The following is a 24,134-nucleotide window of genomic DNA, read 5'->3' on the forward strand; positions in this document are numbered from 1 at the left end:
CGATGCGCGGAGTTGCGCTATTTTGAATGCTCCCGATCTCACCCGCCCGCCGCTGACCATTCGGCGGATCAGTCTCGACACCGGCCGCGAGAACGTTGCGGTCATCTCCCGCCGTTCGCGCGCCCTGCGCCCCGAAGTGTTTCGCGGCTTCAGCCGCGTCGAGCTGCGCATCAACTCCAAGGTGCTGCTGGCGACGCTGATGATCACCGACGACGACGCGATGATCGGGCCTGATGAACTCGGTCTGTCGGAGCCGGCGTTCCGCCGCTTCAACGAGCCGGTCGGCAGTACGGTGTCGGTGACGCCGGCACGGTCGCCCGCTAGTCTCGATGCGGTGCGCGCCAAGATCCAGGGCCACACGCTGTCGGCCGCCGAGATCACCGCGATCGTTGATGACCTCGCGCACTTCCGCTACTCCGACATGGAGATCGCCGCGTTCCTGATCAGCGCCGCGCGCTTCACCTCGACCGACGAGTTGCTGGCGCTGGTCGGCGCGATGGCGTCGGTCGGCACGAAGCTGAAATGGGACAATCCAATCGTCGTCGACAAGCACTGCATCGGCGGCATTCCCGGCAACCGCACCACCATGATCGTGGTGCCGATCGTCGCCGCGCACGGGCTGATGATTCCGAAGACCTCGTCGCGCGCCATCACCTCGCCGGCCGGCACCGCCGACACCATGGAGCTGCTGGCAAGGGTCGATCTCGACGTCGAGCAGATGAAGCAGGTGGTGCATTCCTGCGGCGGCTGCCTGGTGTGGGGCGGCCACGTCAACCTGTCGCCGGCCGACGACATCCTGATCTCGGTCGAACGGCCGCTCAGCCTCGACACGCCGGAGCAGATGGTCGCCTCGATCATGTCGAAGAAGCTCGCCGCCGGCTCGACCCGGCTGCTGATCGACTTCCCGGTCGGCCCCTCTGCCAAGGTCGCCAGCGCCAACGAGGCGATGCGGCTGCGCAAGCTGTTCGAATTCGTCGGCGATCATTTCGGCATCGGCGTCGAGGTGGTCACCACCGACGGCCGTCAGCCGATCGGCCGCGGCATCGGCCCGGTGCTGGAAGCCCGCGACGTGATGGCCGTGCTCGGCAACGAGCCCGGCGCGCCGGCGGACTTGCGCGAGAAATCGCTGCGGCTCGCCGCGCATCTCTTGGAATACGATCCGAAGCTGCGCGGCGGCACCGGCTACGCTCGCGCCAAGGAGCTTCTCGACAGCGGCGCTGCGCTGAAGAAGATGCAGCAGATCATCGACGCGCAGGGGCCGTCGCCGTGTCCGGCCGAACTCGGCAGCTATGCTGCCGACGTGCTAGCGGCCGCTGATGGCGTGGTCAACGGCATCGACTGTCTGCGGATCAATCGTCTCGCCCGCAGCGCCGGCGCGCCGGTCGCCAAGGGCGCCGGCATCGATCTGTTCAAGAAGATCGGCGACCGCGTCGAAAAAGGTGAGCCGCTGTATCGGGTGTATGCGTCCGACCGCGCCGAATTCGATCTGGCGCTGGCCGCCGCGCAGGCGGAGTCCGGCTTCGCGATCAATCATCACACCCCGGCCGACGTGGACCTGGTGTCGTGAGCGTCGCCCTGCGCTATCTGGACTCGGCTGCGGACGATGCCATTCGGCTCGCAGCACGGCTCGGCGTGCCGGCGCATCCGATCACGCAGCACCGCTTTCCGGACGGCGAGATCGCCGTCAATGTCGGCCCGGCGGCCGCGACCACGATCCTGTATCTGCCGCTCGACCAGCCCAACGATAAGCTGGTGACCATCTTGTTCGCCGCCGAAGCGCTGCGTCGCGAGGGCTGCAACCGGCTGGTGCTGCTGGCGCCGTATCTCTGCTACATGCGCCAGGACGTGGCATTTCACCCCGGCGATGCGATCAGCCAGAAAGCGATGGGTCGGCTGCTCGCAGGGCTGGTCGACCGCGTCATCACTGTCGATCCGCATCTGCATCGCACGCCGCGGCTCGGCGACGTCTTCCCCGGCATCGCAGCGGACGAATTGTCGGCGATGCCGGCGATCGCCGCGGCGCTGCGCGGCACGCTCGATCCTGACACCGTGGTGGTCGGACCGGATTCCGAATCCCAGCAATGGGTGGATGCGCTCGCCAAACTGATCGGCACGCGATCCGCAGTGGCGCAGAAGATCCGCCATGGCGACCGGTCGGTCGAGATCGCGTTCGCTGATGCAAGCGCGGTGGCGGGTCGGCCTGCATTGCTGGTCGATGACATCGTCTCCTCCGGCGGCACGCTGATCGCCTGCACGCGCGCGCTACTCGGCGCCGGCGCAACGTCTGTCGACGCAGTGATCACCCACGCGTTGTTTCCCCCGGCGATGCTGCGCGACTTCGCCGCCGCCGGCATCCGCACGATCCGCTCCACCCACACCGTGCCGCACCCGACCAACGCGATCACACTCGACGATCTGTTTGTCGAGGCGCTGCGAGCCGAGATCGGCACGACCAATCAGGAGACCCGCGCATGAGTGTCACCATTCGATTCTGCGGCGCTGCGCGCACCGTCACCGGCTCCTGCTATCTGTTCGAGACCAAGGGCAAACGCTTCCTGGTCGATTGCGGCCTGTTCCAGGGCCACAAGACGCTGAAGGAGCTGAACTACGGCGCGTTTCCGTTCCGCCCGTCCGAGATCGACACGGTGCTGCTGACGCACGCCCATATCGATCATAGCGGCCTGCTGCCGAAGCTGGTGCGCGAGGGCTTCAAGGGACGGATCCTGGCGACCCGCGGTACCATCGATCTGTGCTCCTACATGCTGCCCGACGCCGGCAGCATCCAGGAGTCCGAAGTGATGATGCTGAACCGCCGCAACGCCGCGCGCGGCAAGCCCGAAGTCAGCCCGATCTACACCCAGGCCGACGCGATCGCGACGCTGTCGTCGTTCTATCCGGTCGATTACCAGAGCTGGGTCAACGTCCTCCCCGGTGTGCGCGCGCGGTTCTGGAACGCCGGTCACCTGCTCGGCTCGGCCTCGATCGAAATCGAGATCGACGGCGAAGGCCGCTCGTCGTCGGCGCTGCGGCTGCTCGCCTCCGGCGATATCGGCCCCGACGGCAAACTGCTGCAGCCCGATCCGGAAGCACCGGCGCATTTCGACTACGTGATCTGCGAGTCGACCTATGGCGACCGCGTGCGCGAGCCGACCTCGCCCAAGCTCCGCCACGAGCGGCTCGCCGCCGAAGTCAACGCCGCGGCCGCAGCGCGCGGCGCCCTGGTGATTCCGGCATTCGCGGTCGAGCGCACCCAGGAGCTGATCGTCGATCTGATCGACCTGATGGAAAAGGGCGCGATCCCGAGCGCGCCGATCTTCCTGGATTCGCCGCTGGCGATCCGCGCCACCGAAGTGTTCCGCCGCCATGCCGCCGATCTCGACGAAGACGTCGACGTCGAACGGCTGCTGGCCTCGCCGCATCTGCGCTTCACCGAGACGGTGGAAGAGAGCAAGGCGATCGCCAAGCTGAACGGCTTCCACATCATCATCGCCGCCAGCGGCATGTGCGATGCCGGCCGCATCCGCCATCATCTCAAGCGCTGGCTGTGCCGTTCCACCGGCACCGTGCTGTTGGTCGGTTATCAGGCCAACGGCACGCTCGGCCGCTTCCTCGAAGAAGGCGCCAAGGCGGTGCGGATCATGGGCGAAGAAGTCCGCGTCAAGGCCAAGATCCGCCGCATCGACGATTACTCCGGCCATGCCGATGCCGGCGAGCTGACGCGCTGGATCACCGAGAGGCGGCCGATCGATCGCGGGCTGTTTCTCGCCCATGGCGAGGAAACCGCGATCGCGGCATTTGCGGAGCGGCTCGGCGGCGGCGTGCTGCCGGCCGCGAAAATCTTTCAGCCCGTGCTCGACGACGTCTACGAACTCACCACGGCGGTTCCGACCGCGCAGGACGGCAAGCATCGCCGACGGCTCGAGCCCGAATCAGTGGTCAAGCTCGACTGGCACAACGAGATGTCCAAGCTGCTGCTCGATATCAACGCCAGCGTCGAAGCCGCCGCTGACGAGCGCGCGCGCAGCGTGATTATTCGCCGCCTGCGCCGCGCGCTCGACGACAACGGCAATGGCAACGGCGCGCAGGCGGGACGGCGTTAGCCCCGTTTTGGATCGGACCTCATGGCCTGAATACCATTCGTGCAAGGTTTGATTCACTCTCGGCATTACAACACCGCTGCGCCACCGAATTGCGCGATTCGATTGCAGCTATTCGAATTGCATTCCCCCGAGGGCTGTGTGCTAGACTATCTCGCACATGCACAATCCGGGGGATGCTCGTGAGTGCGAACTATCATGTCGCCGAAGGCGACCAGAATGCACTCGGTCAGTATCTGGTCGCCCGGGCGGCCAGCTGCAGCGCTGATCGACGTCCGCATCTGAAGATCGCCTGCATTCATTGTGGCGCCGAATACGTCGCCGCCGAAGTCAATTTCCATGCGTGCAAATGCCCGGCCTGCCAGAACGGTGCAGGCAACCTGCTGCTTTGAAGCCGTTGTTGCGCCGGCCGTTGTCAGCCCGGCGCGCGATACGCATACGCCTCCTGCGTCACCCCGCCATAGCCATAGGCCGCCGCCCGGCAGTCGATGATGTGGATGTTCGAGTGCGGATGCAGGTCCCCGATCAGCTCTGACAGCAGCGCGAACGCCTCGCGGTGATACGCAGCCTTTTCCGCCTTGGTATTGGTCTCGTCTGTGATCGTGACCTCGAGCTTGAACGCGTTCTTGCGCCAGTCGCTGAGCACACGGCCTGCGATGAACCACTGATCGGCCGGATGATGACGGATGAACACCGCCGTGCGATCGAGCTCCTTGCGCAGCACACGGCAGGTGAGTTCGGCGACCGCGGCGGCGAGCCGTCCGGTCAGCGCCGGGTCGAGGGGAAGGGAGACCGTCAGGGTAATGCCGGGCATGTCCGGTGCTTTCTGGTGGTGGGTGTCGGTGCCGATCATGCCGCGGCTCTTTCTTCTTGAAAAACGGGAAGATGCGATATCATCCATCTGGTTTTCGGATGGATGATGAGCCGGCTGTTCGACCTCGATCTCCTCAATGCGCTGGTGGTGGTGGCCGAGACCGGCAGCCTGTCGGCGGCAGCGCCGCGCTTATGCCGGTCGCAATCGGCGGTCAGCGAGCAGATCCGCAAGCTGGAGGAGATGTGCGGGCAACCGCTGTTCCGGCGCGGCAAGAGCGGCGCCAGCCTCACCCCCGCCGGCGAACGCCTGATCGGACATGCCCGCCAACTGCTGGCGCTGAGCGACGCAGCCTATCGCGACATGCACGCCGCCCAGCTCGCCGGCGAACTGCGGCTGGCGATCACCGATTACTTTCGGCCGGGCGCGCTCCCCGGCATCCTGCGCCGCGTGCGCGACCAGTTTCCACATCTGCGGCTGCACGTCTCGATCCGCAAGAGCGCGCTGATCGAAGAGACCGCCGATTCCGACGAGTTCGACATCGGCCTGTCGATGGCGATTCTCGACCGTCCGTCGCGGCGAAACGCGGCGAAGCGGATCAAGCTGCGGCGCGAGCCGCTGCTGTGGGTCGCCGACCGCTCGTTCGTGATGCCTGACGACGGCGTCCTGCCGCTCGTCGTGCTGCCCGACACCTGCTCGCTGCAGCGCTTCATCGCGCGCACGCTGACGGCGCACCGGCTGCCGCACACGGTGATGCACTCGGCCTCCGGCGTCGGCGGACTGCACCTGGCGCTGGCCGCCGGCCTCGGGCTGACCTGCCTCAACGCTTCGGCCGTGCCGGCGGACGCCGTGGTGTTGGCCGCGGGCAACCGGCTGCCGCCGCTGCCCGAAGTCGAATTCAGCCTGGTTCCGCCGCGCCGCGACGAGCCGGCGCTGGTCGGCAAGGTGCGCGACATGCTGGCGGAGCAGCTAGGCTGACGGACAACGGCGGCGTGCCTGGGCTGGAATAGTTCTAATCGCGACATTGCGCCGCTGCACTGCCCTGATGGCCTGAGCTACTGACAAGCGTTCTCGGTTTTCGTCAGGAGCCCGCCGTATGAGCCGTTTCCGTGCCGCTGCCCTCGCACTTGCCGCCGTTTTCGTGCCGTTCGCCGCCGGGGCCGCCGAGCAGGTCAACGTCTACACCTACCGCGAGACCAAGCTGGTGCAGCCGCTGTTCGATGCCTTCACCAAGGACACCGGGATCGCCGTCAACGTGATTTCGGCGAGTTCCGGCCTGGAGCAGCGGATCAAGGCCGAGGGCGCCGACAGCCCGGCCGACGTGCTGCTGACGGTCGATATCGGCCGGATCGACGACGCGGTAGCGGCGGGTATCAGCCAACCGATTAATTCGACCGTGATCGACGAAACCGTTCCGGCTCAGTTCCGCGATCCGAACGGCCAGTGGGCCGGCATCTCGATGCGGGCGCGGGTGATCTACGCCTCGAAGGATCGCGTCAAGCAGGAAACGATCACCTATGAGGAGCTGGCCGACCCGAAGTGGAAGGGCAAGATTTGCATCCGCTCCGGCCAGCACATCTACAACAATGCGCTGTTCGCCGCTTACGTCGCCAAGCACGGCGAGGCCAAGGCCGAGGAATGGCTGCGCGGCCTGAAGGCCAATCTGGCGCAGAAGCCGTCCGGCGGCGACCGCGAGACCGCGCGCGACGTCGCGGCCGGCAAATGCGATCTCGGCATCGGCAACACCTACTACTGGGCGCTGATGCTGAACGATCCCGACAAGAAGGCCTGGGCGGACGCGACCCGCGTGGTGCTGCCGACGTTCGAAGGCGGCGGCACCCACGTCAACCTGTCGGGCGTCGTGCTCGCCAAGCACGCGCCCAACAAGGCCAACGCGGTGAAGCTGATCGAATGGCTCGCCGGCGAGAAGGCGCAGCAGATCTACGCCGACGCCAACTACGAATATCCGATCCGCGCCGGCGTGCCGCTCAACCCGATCATTGCCGGCTACGGCAAGCTGAAGCCTGATCCGCTGCCGATCGCCAAGATCGCCGCCAACCGCAAGGCCGCCTCGACGCTGGTCGACAAGGTCGGATTCGACAACTGAACGTCATCACACCTCCACCGCAGGCAGACTTCCCTCATCCTGAGGAGCCCGGCGAAGCCCTGAGGGCGAAGCCGGGCGTCTCGAAGGATGAAGCCAAAGATCACGTCCTCATGGGTCGAGACGGCGCTGCGCGCCTCCTCACCATGAGGACGGCGCCTGGTGCGTCCGACACCGAACTCGTCGTCCTCGTCCTCGCCCTCCTCACCGCCCTGCTCGTCGCCGCGCCGGTGATCAGCCTGATGCTGATCGCGCTGCAGCCGGCGCCGGAGGTGTGGTCGCATCTGATCGCCTATGTGTTGCCGCGCGCGGTGAGTGACACCGCACTGCTGATCGCCGGCGTCGGCACGCTGACGCTGCTGATCGGCACCGCTACGGCCTGGCTGGTGTCGTCGCACGACTTTCCCGGCCGCTCCGCGCTGATCTGGCTGCTACCGCTGCCGCTGTCGGTCCCGACCTATCTGTCGGCCTACGTCTATGTCGATCTGTTCGAGCCGCTCGGGCTGGTGCATCGCGCCCTCAGCCTGATGGTGCCCGCCGCGCAGGCGGTGCAATGGCTGCCGCCGATGCGGTCGCTGCCCGGCGCGATGCTGCTGCTCGCCGCAGTGCTGTATCCTTACGTGTATCTGTCCGCCCGCGCGGTGTTTCAGGCGCAGGGGACGGATGCGATCGAGGCCGCGCGGACGCTCGGCGCCGGCCGCTTCACCATCCTGCGCCGGGTGGTGCTGCCGATGGCAAGGCCTGCCCTGGCGGTCGGCGTCGCGCTCGCCGCGCTGGAGACGCTGAACGACATCGGCGCCTCCGAATATCTCGGCGTCCGCACCCTCACCGTCTCGGTGTTCAACACCTGGCTGAACCGCGGCAGCCTCGCCGGCGCAGCGCAGCTGTCGCTGGTGCTGCTCGGCTTCGCCGCGCTGCTGATCGCGATCGAGCGCATCGGTCGCCGCGGCGCCAGCGTCGAGCTGTCGGCGGAAAGCCCGCGGCTGCGATCGCGGACGCGGCTGCGCGGGCTCAAGGGCGGCGTCGCCACCACGGCCTGTCTGCTGCCGCCGCTGTTCGGCTTCGCGCTGCCGGCCACCTATCTGCTCGGCGAAAGCCTGCGCCGCAGCCTGTCGATCGGGATCGACCCGGCGCTGTGGCGCGACGCCCTGCACACCGTGACGCTCGCGGCGCTCGCCACCCTGATCGCGCTCGGGCTCGGCCTGATCGTGGTGCTGGCCGCGCGCTGGCGCGAGATCCGCACCACCCGTGCCGCCATGGCGGTCGCCCAGCTCGGTTACACGCTGCCCGGCCTGGTGCTGGCGCTGGGGCTGCTGACCCCGGTGCTGGTGATCGACGGCACGGTCGCCAACATCTTCCGCTCCTTCGGCTATCCGTCGCCCGGCCTGATCCTGATGAGCACCGGCGGGGCGGTGGTGGCCGCCTATGTGATCCGCTTCCTGGCGGTGCCGACCGGGCTGCTCAAGGCCGGGTTCGACCGCATCCCGCGCGACTACGACGATTCGGCCCGAGCCGCCGGTGCCGGCCGCCTCGTCACGCTCTGGAAGATCGACCTGCCGCTGCTGCGCCCGGCACTGGTCGGCGCCGCGATCCTGGTGTTCGTCGATTGCCTGAAGGAGCTGCCGGCGACGCTGCTGCTGCGGCCGCTGAACGTCGAGACGCTGTCGACCTCGATCTACCAATACGCCAGCCGCGGCAGCTTCGAGGATGGCGCGCTGGCGGCCCTGATCATCGTCGCCGCCAGCATTCCGCCGGTGATCTGGCTGACCCGGTTCTCCGACCTGCCGGAATGAGCCGGCCGCCACGCTGCCGCCCTCATCCCGTGGCTAATAGGTTCGGAACTCCGGCGCTGCGGCGATCCGCAGCACCGGCTGGCCCCGACCCGTCAACGACCGTATAATCCGCCCGATGACGCAGATCCGGATCTCTCCTGTCGCCGCCCGATGCGGCCTCGCCCTCGCCGCGATGCTCCTCGCCGGAGCGTCCACCCAGGCGCAGGTGGCACCGATCCGCTATTGGGTGCCCGGCGGGCCGTTCGGCTTCGGCGGCGGCGCGACCGAGAGCTGGCAGGCGCTGAGCTGGAGCGACGTCCCCGGCTTCACTGCTGAGACCGACGAGAATGGCGAGCTGCGCAGCGGCTTCGTGGCACGGAGCTATAGCGCCCCGGTGACACCGCTGTCCGGCGGCTTGGGCTGGAACAGCCCGGGCGGCGCCGGCGCATTCGGCAATTTCGGCTCGCTCGCGTCCGAAGGCTCGCAATACGGCTACCGCTTCAAGGGCGTCGGCGACATGCCGGTGACCCTGTTCGGCGGCGTCGACAGCCTGAAGTACAAGCCCGACGTTTTCACCTCGCTGACCTCGCCGGGCTTCGCCAGCAGCAACACTGCGGCCACCACCGTCAACGCCGGCATCGAGATCAAGCCGACCTCGAATGTCAGCCTGTCATTGTCGGCCGGCTACACCCAGTACAACGGCACCACCGACAGCGACATCCGCTCCAATCTGCTGCCCGGCGAGTCGCCGATGTTCTCGGGCGGCCGGCGGTAGTCTGTCGCTGTAAGCACTGGCTCATGCCGATGCATCGGCCGGGGATTGCAGCGTCCGCTCGCCTTGGCCAGCAAACGCCCGCAGGTCCTGCTCGTCGAGTGTCTCCTTCTCCATCAGTCGGCGTGCCGAGCGTTCGAGCTGGTCGCGGCGCTCGCCGAGCAGCTTGACGGTGCGATCGAAGGTGGCATCGACGATGCGTTTGACCTCGTCGTCGACGGCCGCCGCGGTCTCATCGGAGTAACTCCGCTCCTGCGGCCCGTAATACGGCTGGTCGCTCGCCAGGAACGAGCGGCGATCCTTCTCCAGCGCGACGTGGCCGAGCCGTTCGCTCATGCCGTAGCGCGTCACCATGGCGCGGGCAATGTCGGTGACCTTCATCAAGTCGTCGGCCGCACCGGTCGACAGATGGCCGAACACGATCTTCTCCGCGGCGCGGCCCCCGAGCAGCACCGCCATCTTGTTCTCCAGCTCCTCGCGGGTCATCAGGAAGCGATCCTCGGTCGGACGCTGGATGGTGTAGCCGAGCGCGCCGACACCGCGCGGAATGATCGACACCTTGTGCACCGGGTCGACGCCGGGCAGCGCCATCGCCACCAGCGCGTGTCCCATCTCGTGATAAGCGACGATCTCACGCTCCTTCGGATTGAGCAGGCGGTTGCGCTTCTCGAGCCCCGCGACGATGCGCTCGATCGCGTTGTTGAAGTCCTGCATCGTCACCGAATCGGCCTTGCGGCGGGTCGCCAGCAGCGTCGCCTCGTTGACGAGGTTCGCCAGATCGGCACCGGTGAAGCCGGGCGTCAGCGCCGCGATCTGCTCGGGCGACACATCGGGGGCGAGCTTCGCCTTGGTCATGTGCACGCCGAGGATCTGAATACGGCCGGCCTTATCCGGACGATCGACCAGCACCTGGCGATCGAACCGGCCGGCGCGCAGCAGCGCCGGATCGAGGATTTCGGGGCGGTTGGTGGCGGCGAGCAGCACCAGGCCGGTCGAGGAATCGAAGCCGTCGAGCTCGACCAGGAGCTGATTCAGCGTCTGCTCCTTCTCGTCATGACCGCCGGCGTAAGGCCCGATGCCGCGGGCACGGCCGAGCGCATCGAGTTCGTCGATGAAGATGATCGCCGGAGCCTTGGCGCGGGCCTGCTCGAACAGATCGCGCACCCGTGCGGCACCGACGCCGACGAACATCTCGACGAACTCCGAGCCGGAGATCGAGAAGAACGGCACGCCGGCTTCGCCCGCCACCGCTTTCGCCAGCAGCGTCTTGCCGGTGCCGGGAGGGCCGACCAGCAGGATGCCCTTGGGCATCCGGCCGCCGAGCCGGCTGTAACCGTCCGGATCTTTCAGGAAATCGACGATCTCTTTCAGTTCGTCCTTGGCCTCGTCGACGCCGGCGACATCGGCGAACGACACGCCGGTGTTGGATTCGACATAGACCTTGGCCTTCGACTTGCCGATCTGCATCAGACCGCCGCCGACCCCGCCGCCCATCCGGCGGATGATGAACATCCAGACGCCGACGAACAGCAGAACCGGGACCACCCAGGACAACAGATCGCGGAAGAATGTGCTCTCGATCCGCCCGGTGACGACGACGCCCTTGTCCTGAAGCTGGCGCGCCAGATCAGGCTCCACCCGGGTGGTAATAAACATCGGCTTGCCGTCGATCGCTTCCTTAAAGCGGCCCTGAATGAAGCGATCCGACACCGCGACCTCGGCGATCTTGCCTTCGGCCAGATAGGTCTCGAACTGACTGTAAGGAAGCTGCGCGACGAGCGTCGCGGTGGTGAACAGGTATTGGAAGCCGAGCAAGACGAAGAGTGCGACCAGCCAGTACCAGATGTTGAACTGGGTCTTTTTGTTGAGCTCCACGACGGTCACTCCCCCGCTGCGCTCCCTCGACGGGAGCATTGCTCCTTCGTCCGACAAAGACGCCGCAGCTCACGGCCGAGTTCCCGCAGCCAACCCGCAGCAGAGCGCGCGAGGAGCGGCAAGCCGCATCGCGAGCGGCGCTATGAGATCAGGCCTTGAGAGTGCGCGGCCGCGTGTAAAGGCTTACGGCAAGTGAGCACCTGCCGGGCGACACACTCAAGCGGCGTGCCGGCCCCGCATCACTGGGCCGGTACAGCTCGATCTAGGGGAACAGTAACGGGTTTCAAGATCACCGGGCCCGGCGCGGCGTGCCGCCGCAGCTTCGCGGCGGCGGTGCGCGGCGCGAAATCAGGCGTTCTTCAGCGCGACGCGGAATTCGGCTTCGGTCTTGGCCTTGACCTCGTCGAGGGTCACGCCATCGGCAAGCTCGATCAGCGCCATGCCGTCATTGCCGTGCTTGTCGATGGTAAACACCGCAAGATCGGTGACTACCATGTCGACGACGCGCTCGCCGGTGAGCGGCAGGTTGCACGTCTTCAACAGCTTCGGGCCGTCCTTGGCGGAATGCTCCATCACCACGACGACGCGCTTGACGCCGGCGACGAGATCCATCGCGCCGCCCATGCCCTTTACCATCTTGCCGGGGATCATCCAGTTGGCGAGGTCGCCGTTCTGAGCGACCTGCATGGCGCCGAGAATGGAGAGATCGATGTGGCCGCCGCGAACCATCGCGAAGGAATCGGCCGACGAAAAGTAACTAGTGGACGGCAGCTCGGTGACGGTCTGCTTGCCGGCATTGATCAGGTCCGGGTCTTCCTCACCCTCGTAGGGGAACGGCCCCATGCCGAGCATGCCGTTCTCGCTCTGCAGCACCACGTCGACGCCGTCCGGGATGTAGTTCGAGACCAGCGTCGGAATGCCGATGCCGAGGTTGACGTAGAAGCCGTCGCGCAATTCCTTGGCGGCGCGCGCCGCCATCTGTTCGCGGGTCCAAGCCATCAGGGATCTCCTCAGCTCGCCGCCGATTCGGCACGCTTGCGGGTGGTACGCTGCTCGATGTGTTTCTTCGCGTTCGGCACGTGGACGATGCGCTGCACGAAGATGCCCGGGGTGTGGATATGATCCGGGTCGATCTCGCCCGCCGGCACCAGATGCTCGACCTCGGCGATGGTGATTTTCGCCGCGGTCGCCATCATCGGATTGAAGTTGCGCGCGGTCTTTCGGTACACGAGGTTGCCGGCGGTATCGCCCTTCCAGGCGTGGACGATCGCGATGTCGCCGAACAGGCCGCGTTCCATCACGTATTTCTCGCCGTCGAACTCGCGGATTTCCTTGCCTTCCGCCACCAGCGTGCCGACGCCGGTCTTGGTGAAGAACGCCGGAATGCCGGCGCCGCCGGCACGGATGCGCTCGGCCAGGGTACCCTGCGGGGCGAATTCCAATTCCAGCTCGCCGGCCAGAAACTGCTGCGCGAACAGCTTGTTCTCGCCCACATAGGACGAGATCATCTTCTTGATCTGGCGGGTCTCGAGCAGCCGGCTGAGGCCGATGCCGTCGACGCCTGCATTGTTGGAAACGAAGGTGAGATCCTTGACGCCCGCGTCGCGGATCGCGTCGGACAGGGTCTCGGGAATGCCGCAAAGGCCGAAGCCGCCGGACATGATCATCATGCCGTCCCGCAAGATGCCGTCGAGTGCCGCCTTGGCGTCGGGGTAGACCTTGTTCATGATGCAGGGACCTTTGAGCGGGCTTTGCTGCGATTAGGTCTATTAGGCAAAAACCCCGCAACCCGTCAATTGCACCAGGCCCCGCAACACCCGGAAAGCCTTGAAAGCGCCAAGAAAACCGAGCAAGTTGCGCCCCGGGTCCGGCCCTGTTGGGAGCCGCCTCTCACACACCTCATTCACGCTCACGTTCCGGAAACTGGTTGGCGATGGCCCAAGGAATTAAGCGCCTCGGGATCTCGGTGGCGGTGCTGATCGCCGTCGCCGTGACAGGGGCGTTCGCGCTGTCGCTGACGATCGATCGCGGCGCCCTGCGCCAGGCCGTGGAGCAGCAGCTTCGCGCCGCCACCGGCCTGAAGCTGGTGGTCGACGGCAATATCGACGTAACCATCTTCCCGCGCAGCACCGTGACGTTCAGCAACGTACGCTTGAAGAGCGACGAAGACGGCGGCGCCGACGCGGCACTCAGCGTCAAGACGCTGATCACCAATTTGCGGCTGCTACCGCTACTGCTGCGCCGGTTCGAGATCGCCGACGTGATGCTCAACCAGCCGTCGATCCACGTGGTGCGCGACGCCGACGGCCGCAGCAATTGGACGCCGTTTATCGACAGCCTGACCCGGACGATGAAGCCCGGCCTCGACGATCAAGTGTCGTTCTCCGAGATCCGGCTGCAGGACGGCGAACTCAGCTATCGCGACGAAACCGCCGGCGTTCACGAGCACATCGACGACATCGACCTGTCGCTGGCATGGCCGTCGATCTCGCGCACCTTCGCGGCGACCGGTCAGTTCGACTTCCGCGGCGAACGCCTCGACGGCTCGATCACGGTGGCCGACTTCATTGCGGCACTGCGCGGCGATACGTCAGGCATCAAGCTGCGCCTTGCCGGCGCGCCGATGAAGATCGCGTTCGACGGCACCATCACCAACAAAACCAGCCTGTCTCTGATCGGCACGGTGAGCGCCGACAGCGCCTCGCTGCGCAACGCGCTGCGCTGGGCCGGCCAGGAGCCTCCCGGCACCGGCGGCTTCGGCCGCTTCGCGCTGAAGGCCCGCGCCAATCTGGTCGGTTCTTCGATCGCGCTCACCAACGTCAACGTCGAGCTCGACAAGAACGTCGCCGAAGGCGTGATGACTTACAGCATCGCCGGCGGCCATCAGGGCCTGCAGGCGACGCTCGCCGCCGGCAGCATCGATGTCACGCCGTATCTGTCGACGATCCGCCTGCTCGCCAGCGGCGCGCGCGACTGGAACCGGCAGTTGTTCGATCTGTCGTCGGCCGATCCGGTCGATCTCGACATGCGGCTGTCGGCCGCGAAAGTCTCGATCGGCAGCACCACGCTCGGCCGCACCGCGATCAGCGCCAATCTGCGTGGCGGCGCGCTGGCGCTCAGCGTCGGCGAGGCTCAGGTGTACGGCGGCATCGCGCAAGGTACGTTTGGCGTCTCGCGCTCCGACAAGGCTGCCAGCATCAAGGCGCAATTCCAGTTCAACGACGTCGAGCTGCAGACCTGCGCGGCCGACCTGTTAGGCGTGCGCAACCTGTCGGGACGCGGCAACCTCAGCGTGTCGCTGGAAGCCGAGGGTGCGAGCCCGTTCGGCCTGGCGCAATCGCTCGACGGCTCGGCGCTGCTCACCGGCCATGACGGCGCGATCAGCGGCTTCAACGTGGAACAACTGCTGAAGCGGCTGGAGCGGCGGCCGTTGTCCGGCGGCGGCAACTTCCGCAGCGGCAACACCCCATTCGACAAGCTCACCGTTTCGGTTCGGTTCGCCGATGGCATCGCCACCGCAGACGAGGTGCGGATCGACGGTCCCACCGCACGGATTTCGCTGAGCGGCACCGCCTCGGTGCCGGCCCGCGAGTACGACCTGAAGGGCGTCGCCAGCCTTGCCGGCGGCTCAGCCGCCAAGCCCGGCTTCGACCTGCCGTTCATCGTGCAGGGCCCGTGGGACGATCCGCTGATCTTCCCGGACCCGGAAAGCCTGATCCGCCGCTCGCCCGCCTCCGCGCCGCTGCTCGACGCCGTGAAGGATCGCAAGACCCGCGACACCGTCCGCTCGGTGCTCGAACGCATCACCGGCAAGAAACAGGACGCCGAGCCGCCGGCCGACGCACCTGCCGCCACACAGCCCGAGCCGAAGGCGAACTGATCAGCTCGGCGCGATCTGCGCGGCCGCCGGTTACGCACCGGCATGCCTCTCTCCGTCACTGCGAGCGCAGCGAAACAATCCAGCTCGCCTATCAAGCTGCTGGATTGCTTCGTCGCTTCGCTCCTCGCAATGACGAGGACTGATGACGCGTCACATCGGCGCGGCGTTGTCGGCCTGGGTCTTCGACAGCTTCGACGCCAGCGAGGCGATAACGATCAGCACCGTCACGGCCGCGATGATCACGGTGCAGATCGCGTTGATCTCCGGCTTCACCCCGAGCCGCACTTCCGAATAGATCCGGATCGGCAGCGTGGTTGACCCAGGGCCGGTGGTGAAGCTGGCGATCACCAGATCGTCGAGCGACAGCGCAAACGCCAGCATCCAGCCCGCCGCGATCGCCGGCCAGATCAGCGGCACGGTGGCGCGCAGGAACGCTTCCACCGGGGCGCAGCCGAGATCCATCGCCGCCTCCTCGATGCTGCGATCGAGCGCGTGCAGCCGCGACTGCACCACCACCGCGACGAAGCACATCGTCAGCGTGGTATGGGCGATCACCACCGTCCAGAATCCGCGCTCGGCGTTGATCGCGACGAACAACAGCAGCAGCGACAGGCCGGTGATCACTTCGGGCATCACCAGCGGCGCATACAGCATCCCGGAGAACAGCGTGCGGCCCTTGAAATGGCCGGCACGCGATAGCGCCACCGCCGCCAGAGTGCCGAGCACAGCCGCTGCGGTGGCCGAGGTCAGCGCCACGCGCAGGCTCATCCAGGCGGCATCGAGCATCGGTTGATCCTGGAAGAACTCGCGATACCAGCGCAGCGACCAACCGCCCCACACCGTGACCAGGCGGGAGTCGTTGAACGAATACACCACCAGGATCACGATCGGCAGATACAGAAACGCCAGCCCCAGCGTCAGCGAGACGAGGTTGAAACGGGACAGCTTCATGGCATGCGCCCTCTGCTCCCCTCCCCCTTGCGGGGAGGGGTCGGGGGTGGGGGTCCACAACGGAAGGCTCGCCTCGCGGTGAGGTCGGTTATCACCAACACCATCACGACCTCCCCTCGAGCTGGCGTCGCTGTGCCCGCTCGTAGATCAGGAGCGGCAGCAGCAGCACGCCGAGCAGCAGCACCGCGAGCGCCGAAGCGACCGGCCAGTCGCGGTTGGTGAAGAACTCCAGCCACAGCGTCTGGCCGATCATCGGCGAGGTCGAGCCGCCGAGCAGATCGGGGATCACGAATTCGCCGACGATCGGGATGAAGCACAGCAGCACGCCGGCGCCGATGCCGGGCAGCGACAGCGGGAACGTCACCAGCCAGAAAGCCTGCCGCGGCGAGGCGCCGAGATCGGCCGCGGCTTCCGACAGCGAATGCGGCAGCTTCGCCAGCGTCGCGTACAGCGGCAGCACCATGAACGGCAGATACGAATACACGATGCCGACATACATCGCGGTATCGGTCGACAACCACACCACCGGTTTCGAGACGATGTGCAGCGCGAGCAGCAGCTGATTGAGCAGGCCGTCGTGCTGCAGGATGTTGATCCAGGCGTAGATCCGGATCAGGAACGAGGTCCAGAACGGCACGATCACCAGCATCATCGCCAGCGGCTGCCAGCGCCGCGGCAGCCGCGCCATCGCATAGGCGATCGGATAGCCGATTCCGAGCAGGATCGCCGTCGACACCGCCGCGACGGTCAGGCTGCGCAAATAGGAAACGACATAGAGGTGGTCGCCGAGGATCAGCTTGAAATTGTCGACCGACAACGCGTCGAACGCCGCGCGCAGCGCGGTCCAGCCGGCGGCGAGATCGAACACCGGCGTATAAGGCGGCTGCGCGATCGCGGTGTGCGACAGGCTGATCTTCACCACGAAGCCGAACGGCACCAGGAAGAACAGCAGCATCCAGACATAAGGCGCGACGGCCGCGAGCCGCGCCGGCTTGGTGAAAATCCGGCGGCCGCTCATCGGGTCAGCACCACGCAATCGTCGGGCGAGAACCACGCCACCACATGCTGGCCGGCGTGATAGGCGTCGACGTCGAGCCGCGTCGTATTGGCCATCGCGGCCAGCAAGGTAGCGCCGTGATCGAGCCGCACCTTGTAGCTGGTCATGCCGCCGGCATAGCCGATGTCGGTGATGGTGCCGTCGAGCCGGTTGATCGCATCGGCATGACCGGCGTCGGCGGCAGGGCCGCGCAGCGACAGCTTGATCTTCTCCGGCCGGATCGCGACGCAGATCGCCTCGGTCTCCAGCGCGGCGCGCGGCTCGGCCACCACGACCTCGCCGGCCCCGCCGGTCGCGACCGTAATGCGGCCGTTGTCGCGGCCGGCGACGCTGCCTTCCAGCATGTTGACGTCACCGACAAACTCCGCGACCCAGCGCGAAGCCGGCGCTTCGTAGAGCTGCCGCGGCGCCGCGACCTGATCGAGTTTGCCGGCGCGCATCACGCCGATCCGGTCGGCCACCGTCATCGCCTCCTGCTGATCGTGGGTGACGATCACGAAGGTCATGCCGAGCCGCTTCTGCAGCGCCATCAGTTCGAGCTGCGTGCTTTCGCGCAGCTTTTTGTCCAGCGCCGCCATCGGCTCGTCGAGCAGCAGCAGCTTCGGCCGCAGCGCCAGCGCCCGCGCCAGCGCGACGCGCTGCTGCTGGCCGCCGGAAAGCTGATCCGGCTTACGCTTGCCCAACCCTTCGAGCCTGACCAGCGCCAGCATCTCGGCGACCCGCGCCTCGATCTCCTTGCGCGGCAGCCGCGCCCGCTTCAGCCCGAACGCGATGTTGGCCGCGACGGTGAGGTGCGGAAACAGCGCGTAGTTCTGGAACATCATGTTGACCGGACGCTCGTGCGGCAGCACCGCGGCGATATCCACGCCGTTCAGCAGGATGCGCCCGGCATCCGGCGTCTCGAAGCCCGCCAGCATCCGCAGCAGCGTCGTCTTGCCGCAACCGCTGGGGCCCAGCAATGCGAAGAACTCGCCGGCCTTGATGTCCAGCGACAGCCGGTCGACGGCGACGAACCCGCCGAACCGTTTCTCCACGGCTTCGATACGCAACAGCGGCTCACCGGCAACCTCGGCCGGCGCGGAATATCCAGCGTGCTCCGTCATTTCCTCAGCGTCTCTACAGCTCCAGGCCCGTTCGATCAGAACCGCAAGCTGTAGCGGCCTATCGCACGCTACTCAACCATTGCGAACGCCGGTACTTCGCTCATCCCTCGCCGTCGGGCGTCAGGATCGCCGGCTCGGTATCCGGCGTACTGAGACTCCACATCGCGTCGAACATCGAAGCCTGGAACGCGGCGAATTCGGCACTGTCGATGATCAGCCCGTAGCTCTCCCGCGCGGACGAAATCAGGCAGACTTTGTTGCCGTAGATGAAACAGGTCATCGATAGCGTGTGCTCGTGCGGCGCGTAGCGCAGCTCACGGCGCAATTCCTGGCTGGACGGCCAGATCGGCGCGATGTCGCGTTCGACGGAGCGGATCACCCGCAGCCAAATGCCGCGGCGGGCGCGCTCCTGCAGATAGCGCTCCATCTCCTCCAGCCCCGGCTCGGCCATCAGTTCGCGCATCGACAGCGTGGCGCGCAGCACCTTGTCACCGCCGGACAGCGTGTCCCACAGCGTGGTGCGGATACCTTCGGGACCGGGATGGAAGCGTACGTTCGGCTGGCCACTCTCGTGGTGATACATCGAGCGCAGCACCGGCATCACGTCTTCCAGCATCTGCCGGCGCGCTTCCAGCCGCTCCAGCAGGATGCCGGGCTCCTGCGCCACGACGAAGCGCCGCTTGCCATGGTCGACGAACCGGACCAGCCCCTCGGCCTCCAGCTTGGCGAGCGCATCATGCGCGGTGGTGCGCGGCAGGCCGGCCTTGGCCGCCACCGCCGTCACCGACGCGCCACCGAGCCCGACGGCGGTCAGATACAGCTTGTAGAGCGACCCGGTGATCCCGATCCGGGCCAATTTTCCTTCGATATCCAACGTCATCCCCCACCGCCGAAGCGCGCCGACCATGTCCGATCTCGGCTCTAACGTCTATTGTCGGATTTTTCCGACGATTTCCGACCGAAATTGACCGCAATGCACAATGCGCCGGCAAATGGCGTCGAGTTAAGCGGATATTTTGCGGTTTTGCTCGATTTATATTCCGCCAACCCCTCGATTCCGGATTGACGGATTTATCCGACATATTCCAAAGTTGGAAACGTCACGCGAGGACACAGCGCGACCAAAGGAGGATTGCAGATGGAAGCGGAAGCCGATGCGGGCCGCCTGCCGGTCGAAACCATGAGGCCGCGGTTCGCGATGATTCAGAATGCCTTTGCGGGGCGGCCGATGCGGGCCGCGGTCGGTCTCACCGCGTTCTTCGCGATCTGGCAGGCGATCACCCAACTCAATCTGGTCGACGGCTTCCTGCTGCCCTCGCCGGTCGCGATCGCCGAAGCGCTGTGGCAACTCGCGCTCGACGGCTCGCTGTGGGTGCACCTCGGCGCCAGCCTGCAGCGCGTTGCGGTCGGCTTCCTGCTCGCCTGCGTGGTCGGCCTGGCGCTCGGCTTGCTCTGCGGCTGGTGGCGCACGGTGTCGGACTACGTCCGGCCGGTGATCGAAGCGTTGCGGCCGATCCCGCCGCTGGCCTGGATCCCGATCACCATCCTGTGGTTCGGGCTCGGCGACGCCGCCTCCTACTTCCTGGTGTTCCTCGGCGCCGTCTTCCCGGTGTTCATCGCCACCTACACGGCGATCCGCGGCCTCGACCGCAACCAGATGAACGCCGCACTCTGCCTCGGCGCCAAGCCCTGGCAGCTGTTCACCGACGTGCTGATCCCCGCCTCGCTGCCGATCATCCTGCCCGGCCTGCGCATCGCGCTCGGCGTCGGCTGGATGTGCGTCGTCACCGCCGAGCTGATCGCCGCCCAGACCGGCCTCGGCTACCTGATCCAGCAGTCGCGCATGCTGTTCCAGATCAACAACGTCGTCGCCGGCATGGTGACGATCGGTCTGATCGGCTTCGCGATGTCCGCCATCCTTGAACGTATCGAGCGGCGCGTGAACGCGTGGGCTCCTTCCGAGCGCAGCTGAGGGCCCTCACCATGAACGCACAATTCGCACCCGCCACCTTGGCCGCCGCCGAACTCGCAGTGCCCCAGGCGGCGACTGCGGAGACGCAGATCGACATCCGCAACGTCGGCAAGGTGTATGACTCCAAGACCACCCACCAGGCGGTGATCGCGCTCGACGGCGTGTCGCTGCGTATCAAGAAAGGCGAGTTCATCTCGCTGCTCGGCCCGTCGGGCTGCGGAAAGTCGACGCTGCTCAGCATCATCGCCGGCTTCCAGTCGGCCTCGAGCGGCCAGATCCTGCAGGACGGCCGTCCAATCTCCAAGCCCGACGCTTCGCGCACCGTGGTGTTTCAGGACTACGCGCTGTTCGGCTGGATGACGGTGCAGCAGAACGTCGAGTTCGGCCTGAAGGCCAAAGGCATGCCGAAGGCCGAACGCGCCGAGATCGCGCGGGCGCTGATCAAGACGGTTCACCTCACCGGCTTCGAAGACAAGTACCCGCATCAGATGTCCGGCGGCATGAAGCAGCGCGCCGCGATCGCCCGCGCGCTGGCGCCTGATCCCGACATCCTCCTGATGGACGAGCCGTTCGGCGCGCTCGACGCCCAGACCCGCGTGCTGCTGCAGGAAGAAATCGCCCGCATCTCCTCGGAGGCCGGCAAGACGGTGATCTTCGTCACCCACGGCATCGAAGAGGCGGTGTTCCTCGCCGACCGCGTCGTGGTGATGAGTCCGCGGCCCGGCCGCGTGCGCGACGAAGTGCTGGTGCCGCTGCCGCGGCCGCGCACCGCCGAAATGCGTTCCGATCCATGGTTCGTCTCCACGGTCAACGACCTCTGGGAGACGCTAAAGCCTGAATGGCAAAAAGGGGAATAAGCCGTGACAATCACTGTATCGCGCCGCCGCTTCGGTCAGCTCGCCGCCGGCTTTGCCGCCACCATGCCGCTCGCGGCGCCGTCGATCCTGCGCGCGCAGGGAGCCGACGTCGTCAAAATGGGCTGGTTCAACACCACCACGGTGTCGGCCCAGATCGCCCATGTGCTGATGCGCACCGATATCGCGGAGCGTCACGGCCTGAAGATGGAGATGATCCAGCTCGCCGCGTCGCCGGCGATCACCGAGGCGCTGGTCTCCGGCGCGGCCGACATCGGCACGCTGTCCGACTTTGCCGCCGTCACCACGATGGCGATCGGCGCGCCGGTCACCACCGTGTCGTCGCAGGCGATCTTCCGCTCGGCCGTGCTGACGACCAAGAAGTCCGGCATCACCGATTTGGCTGGCCTCAAGGGCAAGCAGATCTACGGCACCTTCGGCATCACCGCGTTCCAGAACGCGCAGGAAGCCGTGGCGAAGGCCGGACTGACGCCGGGCAAGGACGTCACCTTCGTCAATGTCGGCCCTGCCGAACTCGCCGACGCAGTCGGTTCGCAGCGCATCGATGCGTTCTTCACCTACGATCCGTTCGTATCGTTCTTCGAGAACGCCGGCTTCGCCCAGGTGGTATCGCAGAACGTTACGCCGGTGATCGTGCTCGCCGCCAATAACCGCTTCTTCAAGGACCGCCCCGACGTGCTGAAGCGGATGTTGATGGCGAATTCCGAAGCGCTGTTCTTCGCCAGCCAGAACCACGATCTGGTCAACGGCTGGTTCCGCACGCTGGAGCCCGCCAAGAACATTCCGGTCGAGGTGCTGGAGAAGGCGTCGAGCTACGATCCGGCTTGGAGCGCCAAGTCGTTCAGCGACATCAAGGCGACCCTGACGCCTGCGCAGATCGCCAAGATGGACACGCTCGCCAAATGGGGCGTCGAGAACAAGCTGCTGCCGCGCGTGCCCGACGTCAGCAAGTTCGTCGACACCACGATCGCCCGCGCGGCCGACAAGGAAGCCGTGGCCAAGGGCTTCGACCCGAAGAGCGTGAAGATCACCCGGGCCTAAACGGCTCGAGCTGCACACATGAACTCGTCATGGTCGGCCTTGTGCCGGCCATCCACGCCTCTCAGTGACTACCCCAAGTAAGAACGTAGATGGCGGGCCTCCGCCACGCCGAAGCGGCTTCGGCCGCGCAGGCGGGACGAGCCCGACCATGACGAAAGCCGCGAGTGAGAGACTTGCACGACTTGGTATCACAGCCGCAGCGCCACTTCGATTTCGCCAAGATGTCCGGCGCGGATCGCTATCGCCTGCTCGCCTCCACCATCATGCCGCGGCCGATCGCCTGGGTCGTCACGCGATCGCCCGACGGCTGTGTCAACGCCGCGCCCTACTCGTTCTTCAACATGTTCGGCTCCGATCGCCCCGTGGTTGCGCTCGGCATTCTGGCGCGGCCCGACGCGCCGAAAGACACCGCCGCGAACATCCGCGCGACCGGCGAATTGGTCGTCAACCTCGTGCCGTTCAGCCTAGTCGAGGCGATGAACGCCACCTGCGTCGAAGCCCCGCCGGAAGTCGACGAACTCGATCTCGCTGGGCTTCAGACGCTGCCGAGCGTCGCCGTCTCCCCGCCGCGCATCGCCGCCTCGCCGGTCGCATTCGAATGCCGCCGCACCCACTGGCTCGACACCGGCCCCGGCCAGGTGATGGTGGTCGGCGAGGTACTGCACGCACACTACTCGCAGCGCGTCCTCACTGGCGATCCGGAGCGCCCGCGTGTCGACCACGCCGCGCTCGATCTCGTCGGCCGGATGCACGGCGCCTCCGCCTACACCCGCACCCGCGATTTGTTCGATCTCGACCGTCCGCTCTGGCAGGACGCGCAGGTCACCCTCACCACCGCATCATAAGGACTCATCAGATGGCCAAATTGAAAGTCGCAGCAGTGCAGGCGACGACCATTCCGTTCGACGCCGCGGGTGCGACCGCGCGCACCGTCGCCTTGATCGGCGAAGCCGCCGCCAAGGGCGCAAAGGTCGCGGTGTTTCCGGAAGCCTTCATCGGCGGCTATCCGAAGGGTCTCGACTTCGGCTGCGCGATCGGACGGCGCACGCCGGAAGGCCGCGAGGATTTCGCCCGCTACGTCCGCGGTGCCATCACTATTCCGGGGCCGGAAGTGGATCAGCTCGTCGCCGCCTGCGCCGAACACGACCTCCACGCCGTGGTCGGCGTGATCGAGCGCGACGGCGGCACGCTCTATTGCACGGCGCTGTATCTGGCCCCGACCGGCCTGCTCGGTATCCATCGCAAGCTCATGCCGACGGGCTCGGAGCGGCTGGTGTGGGGCTTCGGCGACGGCTCGACGCTCACCGTGGTCGACACTCCCTACGGCAAGCTGGGCGGCGCGATCTGCTGGGAGCACTACATGCCGCTGATGCGCGCCGCCTACTACGCCAAGGGCGTGCAGATCTGGGCGGCACCAACCGCCGACGACCGCGAGACCTGGATCGCCACGATGCGCCACATCGCGCTGGAAGGCCGCTGCTTTGTGATCGGCGCCTGCCAGGTGATGCGGCGCTCGGACTTCCCGGCGGACTATGCCAGCCGGATCGAGGCCGGCCCGGACGAGTGGATGATGCATGGCCGCTCGGTGATCGTCGGCCCGCTCGGCGAAATCCTCGCCGGCCCGCTGCTCGACGAAGAAGGTATCCTGACCGCCGACATCGACACCGACGACATCCTCGGCTCGAAGCTCGACTTCGACGCGGTCGGCCACTATTCGCGGCCGGACCTGTTCACGCTGCATGTCGATGAGCGGCCGCAAACCCCGGTGGCGTTCGGCGGCAAGCCGGACAACACCGGCGCCTAAGCTCTTGACGAACTTCTGCG

The 24,134-nt window shown here is 66.5% G+C and carries 22 protein-coding genes; 14 read left to right on the top strand and 8 right to left on the bottom strand.

Annotated elements, in window-relative coordinates:
• Positions 1–22: 22 nt before the first annotated feature.
• The 4 genes from VRZ08_RS08985 (at position 23) to VRZ08_RS09000 (ending at position 4,489) form a co-directional block, all read left to right on the top strand.
• A complete protein-coding gene (locus VRZ08_RS08985) occupies positions 23–1,567 on the top strand; it encodes a thymidine phosphorylase family protein (protein ID WP_414532337.1) in 1,545 nt (514 codons plus the stop codon).
• Positions 1,564–2,475 carry a ribose-phosphate pyrophosphokinase gene (locus VRZ08_RS08990; RefSeq protein ID WP_414532338.1) on the top strand — a complete coding sequence of 304 codons (912 nt, stop codon included), beginning with the start codon at positions 1,564–1,566 and terminating at the stop codon, positions 2,473–2,475. The genes VRZ08_RS08985 and VRZ08_RS08990 overlap by 4 nt, the downstream gene beginning before the upstream one ends.
• Positions 2,472–4,100 carry an MBL fold metallo-hydrolase gene (locus tag VRZ08_RS08995; RefSeq protein ID WP_414532339.1) on the top strand — a complete coding sequence of 543 codons (1,629 nt, stop codon included), beginning with the start codon at positions 2,472–2,474 and terminating at the stop codon, positions 4,098–4,100. Before VRZ08_RS08990 ends, VRZ08_RS08995 begins: the two co-directional genes overlap by 4 nt.
• Positions 4,101–4,273: 173 nt before the next feature.
• A complete protein-coding gene (locus VRZ08_RS09000; protein WP_107345766.1) occupies positions 4,274–4,489 on the top strand; it encodes a hypothetical protein in 216 nt (71 codons plus the stop codon).
• Between the two features lie 23 nt (positions 4,490–4,512).
• On the opposite strand, the gene VRZ08_RS09005 is transcribed toward VRZ08_RS09000, so the two are convergent.
• Complete coding sequence (locus tag VRZ08_RS09005; protein WP_414532340.1) at positions 4,513–4,950, bottom strand: tautomerase family protein; 438 nt, start codon at positions 4,948–4,950, stop codon at positions 4,513–4,515.
• A gap of 66 nt (positions 4,951–5,016) precedes the next feature.
• On the opposite strand from VRZ08_RS09005, the gene VRZ08_RS09010 reads away from it, so the two are divergent.
• The 4 genes from VRZ08_RS09010 (at position 5,017) to VRZ08_RS09025 (ending at position 9,559) form a co-directional block, all read left to right on the top strand.
• Complete coding sequence (locus tag VRZ08_RS09010) at positions 5,017–5,886, top strand: LysR family transcriptional regulator (protein WP_414532341.1); 870 nt, start codon at positions 5,017–5,019, stop codon at positions 5,884–5,886.
• 118 nt (positions 5,887–6,004) lie between these two features.
• The gene (locus VRZ08_RS09015) at positions 6,005–7,015 is read left to right on the top strand and encodes a Fe(3+) ABC transporter substrate-binding protein (protein ID WP_414532342.1); all 1,011 of its coding nucleotides are present in this window, start codon (positions 6,005–6,007) and stop codon (positions 7,013–7,015) included.
• Positions 7,016–7,158: 143 nt separating this feature from the next.
• Positions 7,159–8,805, top strand: a complete 1,647-nt coding sequence (locus VRZ08_RS09020) for an ABC transporter permease (protein WP_414532343.1) — start codon at positions 7,159–7,161, stop codon at positions 8,803–8,805.
• Between the two features lie 115 nt (positions 8,806–8,920).
• Complete coding sequence (locus VRZ08_RS09025) at positions 8,921–9,559, top strand: hypothetical protein (RefSeq protein ID WP_414532344.1); 639 nt, start codon at positions 8,921–8,923, stop codon at positions 9,557–9,559.
• 21 nt (positions 9,560–9,580) lie between these two features.
• On the opposite strand, the gene ftsH is transcribed toward VRZ08_RS09025, so the two are convergent.
• The 3 genes from ftsH to VRZ08_RS09040 all read right to left on the bottom strand — a co-directional run bounded on the left by ftsH (position 9,581) and on the right by VRZ08_RS09040 (position 13,158).
• Positions 9,581–11,431, bottom strand: coding sequence for an ATP-dependent zinc metalloprotease FtsH (ftsH, locus tag VRZ08_RS09030; RefSeq protein ID WP_414532345.1), 1,851 nt, complete (start codon positions 11,429–11,431; stop codon positions 9,581–9,583).
• 348 nt (positions 11,432–11,779) lie between these two features.
• Positions 11,780–12,430, bottom strand: a complete 651-nt coding sequence (locus VRZ08_RS09035; RefSeq protein WP_011159690.1) for a 3-oxoacid CoA-transferase subunit B — start codon at positions 12,428–12,430, stop codon at positions 11,780–11,782.
• 11 nt (positions 12,431–12,441) lie between these two features.
• Entirely contained in the window at positions 12,442–13,158 is a 717-nt protein-coding gene (locus tag VRZ08_RS09040; RefSeq protein WP_011159691.1) for a CoA transferase subunit A, read from the bottom strand.
• A 206-nt stretch (positions 13,159–13,364) separates the two neighbouring features.
• Here VRZ08_RS09040 and VRZ08_RS09045 point away from each other — a divergent pair, with 206 nt between their 5' ends.
• Positions 13,365–15,311, top strand: coding sequence for an AsmA family protein (locus VRZ08_RS09045; RefSeq protein ID WP_414532346.1), 1,947 nt, complete (start codon positions 13,365–13,367; stop codon positions 15,309–15,311).
• Between the two features lie 150 nt (positions 15,312–15,461).
• Here VRZ08_RS09045 and VRZ08_RS09050 read toward each other — a convergent pair whose 3' ends face one another.
• The 4 genes from VRZ08_RS09050 to VRZ08_RS09065 all read right to left on the bottom strand — a co-directional run bounded on the left by VRZ08_RS09050 (position 15,462) and on the right by VRZ08_RS09065 (position 19,302).
• Entirely contained in the window at positions 15,462–16,262 is an 801-nt protein-coding gene (locus VRZ08_RS09050) for an ABC transporter permease (RefSeq protein ID WP_414532347.1), read from the bottom strand.
• A 103-nt stretch (positions 16,263–16,365) separates the two neighbouring features.
• Positions 16,366–17,280, bottom strand: coding sequence for an ABC transporter permease (locus tag VRZ08_RS09055; RefSeq protein ID WP_107356763.1), 915 nt, complete (start codon positions 17,278–17,280; stop codon positions 16,366–16,368).
• Positions 17,277–18,422: an ABC transporter ATP-binding protein gene (locus VRZ08_RS09060; RefSeq protein WP_414532348.1), complete on the bottom strand. Its 1,146-nt coding sequence runs from the start codon at positions 18,420–18,422 to the stop codon at positions 17,277–17,279. Before VRZ08_RS09060 ends, VRZ08_RS09055 begins: the two co-directional genes overlap by 4 nt.
• A 100-nt stretch (positions 18,423–18,522) precedes the next feature.
• Entirely contained in the window at positions 18,523–19,302 is a 780-nt protein-coding gene (locus VRZ08_RS09065; protein WP_264074483.1) for a TrmB family transcriptional regulator, read from the bottom strand.
• Between the two features lie 258 nt (positions 19,303–19,560).
• Between VRZ08_RS09065 and VRZ08_RS09070 the strand changes: the two genes are divergently transcribed.
• The 5 genes from VRZ08_RS09070 to VRZ08_RS09090 all read left to right on the top strand — a co-directional run bounded on the left by VRZ08_RS09070 (position 19,561) and on the right by VRZ08_RS09090 (position 24,114).
• A complete protein-coding gene (locus VRZ08_RS09070) occupies positions 19,561–20,394 on the top strand; it encodes an ABC transporter permease (protein WP_107345777.1) in 834 nt (277 codons plus the stop codon).
• A gap of 11 nt (positions 20,395–20,405) precedes the next feature.
• Positions 20,406–21,251, top strand: a complete 846-nt coding sequence (locus VRZ08_RS09075; protein WP_414532349.1) for an ABC transporter ATP-binding protein — start codon at positions 20,406–20,408, stop codon at positions 21,249–21,251.
• Between the two features lie 3 nt (positions 21,252–21,254).
• Entirely contained in the window at positions 21,255–22,310 is a 1,056-nt protein-coding gene (locus VRZ08_RS09080) for an ABC transporter substrate-binding protein (protein WP_414532350.1), read from the top strand.
• 221 nt (positions 22,311–22,531) lie between these two features.
• Positions 22,532–23,155, top strand: coding sequence for a flavin reductase family protein (locus VRZ08_RS09085; protein ID WP_414532450.1), 624 nt, complete (start codon positions 22,532–22,534; stop codon positions 23,153–23,155).
• 11 nt (positions 23,156–23,166) lie between these two features.
• The gene (locus tag VRZ08_RS09090) at positions 23,167–24,114 is read left to right on the top strand and encodes a carbon-nitrogen hydrolase family protein (protein ID WP_263989516.1); all 948 of its coding nucleotides are present in this window, start codon (positions 23,167–23,169) and stop codon (positions 24,112–24,114) included.
• The last annotated feature ends 20 nt before the right edge of the window (positions 24,115–24,134 follow it).

This window comes from Rhodopseudomonas sp. G2_2311, from assembly GCF_047501505.1.
GTDB classification, from domain to species: Bacteria; Pseudomonadota; Alphaproteobacteria; order Rhizobiales; family Xanthobacteraceae; genus Rhodopseudomonas; species Rhodopseudomonas palustris_H.

What these genes read in the sequence shown, in the direction of transcription:
- VRZ08_RS09020 (WP_414532343.1), top strand. Translation starts at nt 7,159, where the DNA reads ATGAGGACGGCGCCTGGTGCGTCCGACACCGAACTCGTCGTCCTCGTC.
- VRZ08_RS09050 (WP_414532347.1), bottom strand. Translation starts at nt 16,262, where the DNA reads ATGAAGCTGTCCCGTTTCAACCTCGTCTCGCTGACGCTGGGGCTGGCG.
- VRZ08_RS09070 (WP_107345777.1), top strand. Translation starts at nt 19,561, where the DNA reads ATGGAAGCGGAAGCCGATGCGGGCCGCCTGCCGGTCGAAACCATGAGG.
- VRZ08_RS09015 (WP_414532342.1), top strand. Translation starts at nt 6,005, where the DNA reads ATGAGCCGTTTCCGTGCCGCTGCCCTCGCACTTGCCGCCGTTTTCGTG.
- VRZ08_RS09055 (WP_107356763.1), bottom strand. Translation starts at nt 17,280, where the DNA reads ATGAGCGGCCGCCGGATTTTCACCAAGCCGGCGCGGCTCGCGGCCGTC.
- VRZ08_RS09075 (WP_414532349.1), top strand. Translation starts at nt 20,406, where the DNA reads ATGAACGCACAATTCGCACCCGCCACCTTGGCCGCCGCCGAACTCGCA.
- VRZ08_RS09085 (WP_414532450.1), top strand. Translation starts at nt 22,532, where the DNA reads ATGTCCGGCGCGGATCGCTATCGCCTGCTCGCCTCCACCATCATGCCG.
- VRZ08_RS09090 (WP_263989516.1), top strand. Translation starts at nt 23,167, where the DNA reads ATGGCCAAATTGAAAGTCGCAGCAGTGCAGGCGACGACCATTCCGTTC.
- VRZ08_RS09040 (WP_011159691.1), bottom strand. Translation starts at nt 13,158, where the DNA reads ATGAACAAGGTCTACCCCGACGCCAAGGCGGCACTCGACGGCATCTTG.
- VRZ08_RS09035 (WP_011159690.1), bottom strand. Translation starts at nt 12,430, where the DNA reads ATGGCTTGGACCCGCGAACAGATGGCGGCGCGCGCCGCCAAGGAATTG.
- VRZ08_RS09005 (WP_414532340.1), bottom strand. Translation starts at nt 4,950, where the DNA reads ATGATCGGCACCGACACCCACCACCAGAAAGCACCGGACATGCCCGGC.
- VRZ08_RS08995 (WP_414532339.1), top strand. Translation starts at nt 2,472, where the DNA reads ATGAGTGTCACCATTCGATTCTGCGGCGCTGCGCGCACCGTCACCGGC.
- VRZ08_RS09025 (WP_414532344.1), top strand. Translation starts at nt 8,921, where the DNA reads ATGACGCAGATCCGGATCTCTCCTGTCGCCGCCCGATGCGGCCTCGCC.
- VRZ08_RS09065 (WP_264074483.1), bottom strand. Translation starts at nt 19,302, where the DNA reads ATGACGTTGGATATCGAAGGAAAATTGGCCCGGATCGGGATCACCGGG.
- VRZ08_RS09010 (WP_414532341.1), top strand. Translation starts at nt 5,017, where the DNA reads ATGAGCCGGCTGTTCGACCTCGATCTCCTCAATGCGCTGGTGGTGGTG.
- VRZ08_RS09000 (WP_107345766.1), top strand. Translation starts at nt 4,274, where the DNA reads ATGCTCGTGAGTGCGAACTATCATGTCGCCGAAGGCGACCAGAATGCA.
- VRZ08_RS09060 (WP_414532348.1), bottom strand. Translation starts at nt 18,422, where the DNA reads ATGACGGAGCACGCTGGATATTCCGCGCCGGCCGAGGTTGCCGGTGAG.
- VRZ08_RS09045 (WP_414532346.1), top strand. Translation starts at nt 13,365, where the DNA reads ATGGCCCAAGGAATTAAGCGCCTCGGGATCTCGGTGGCGGTGCTGATC.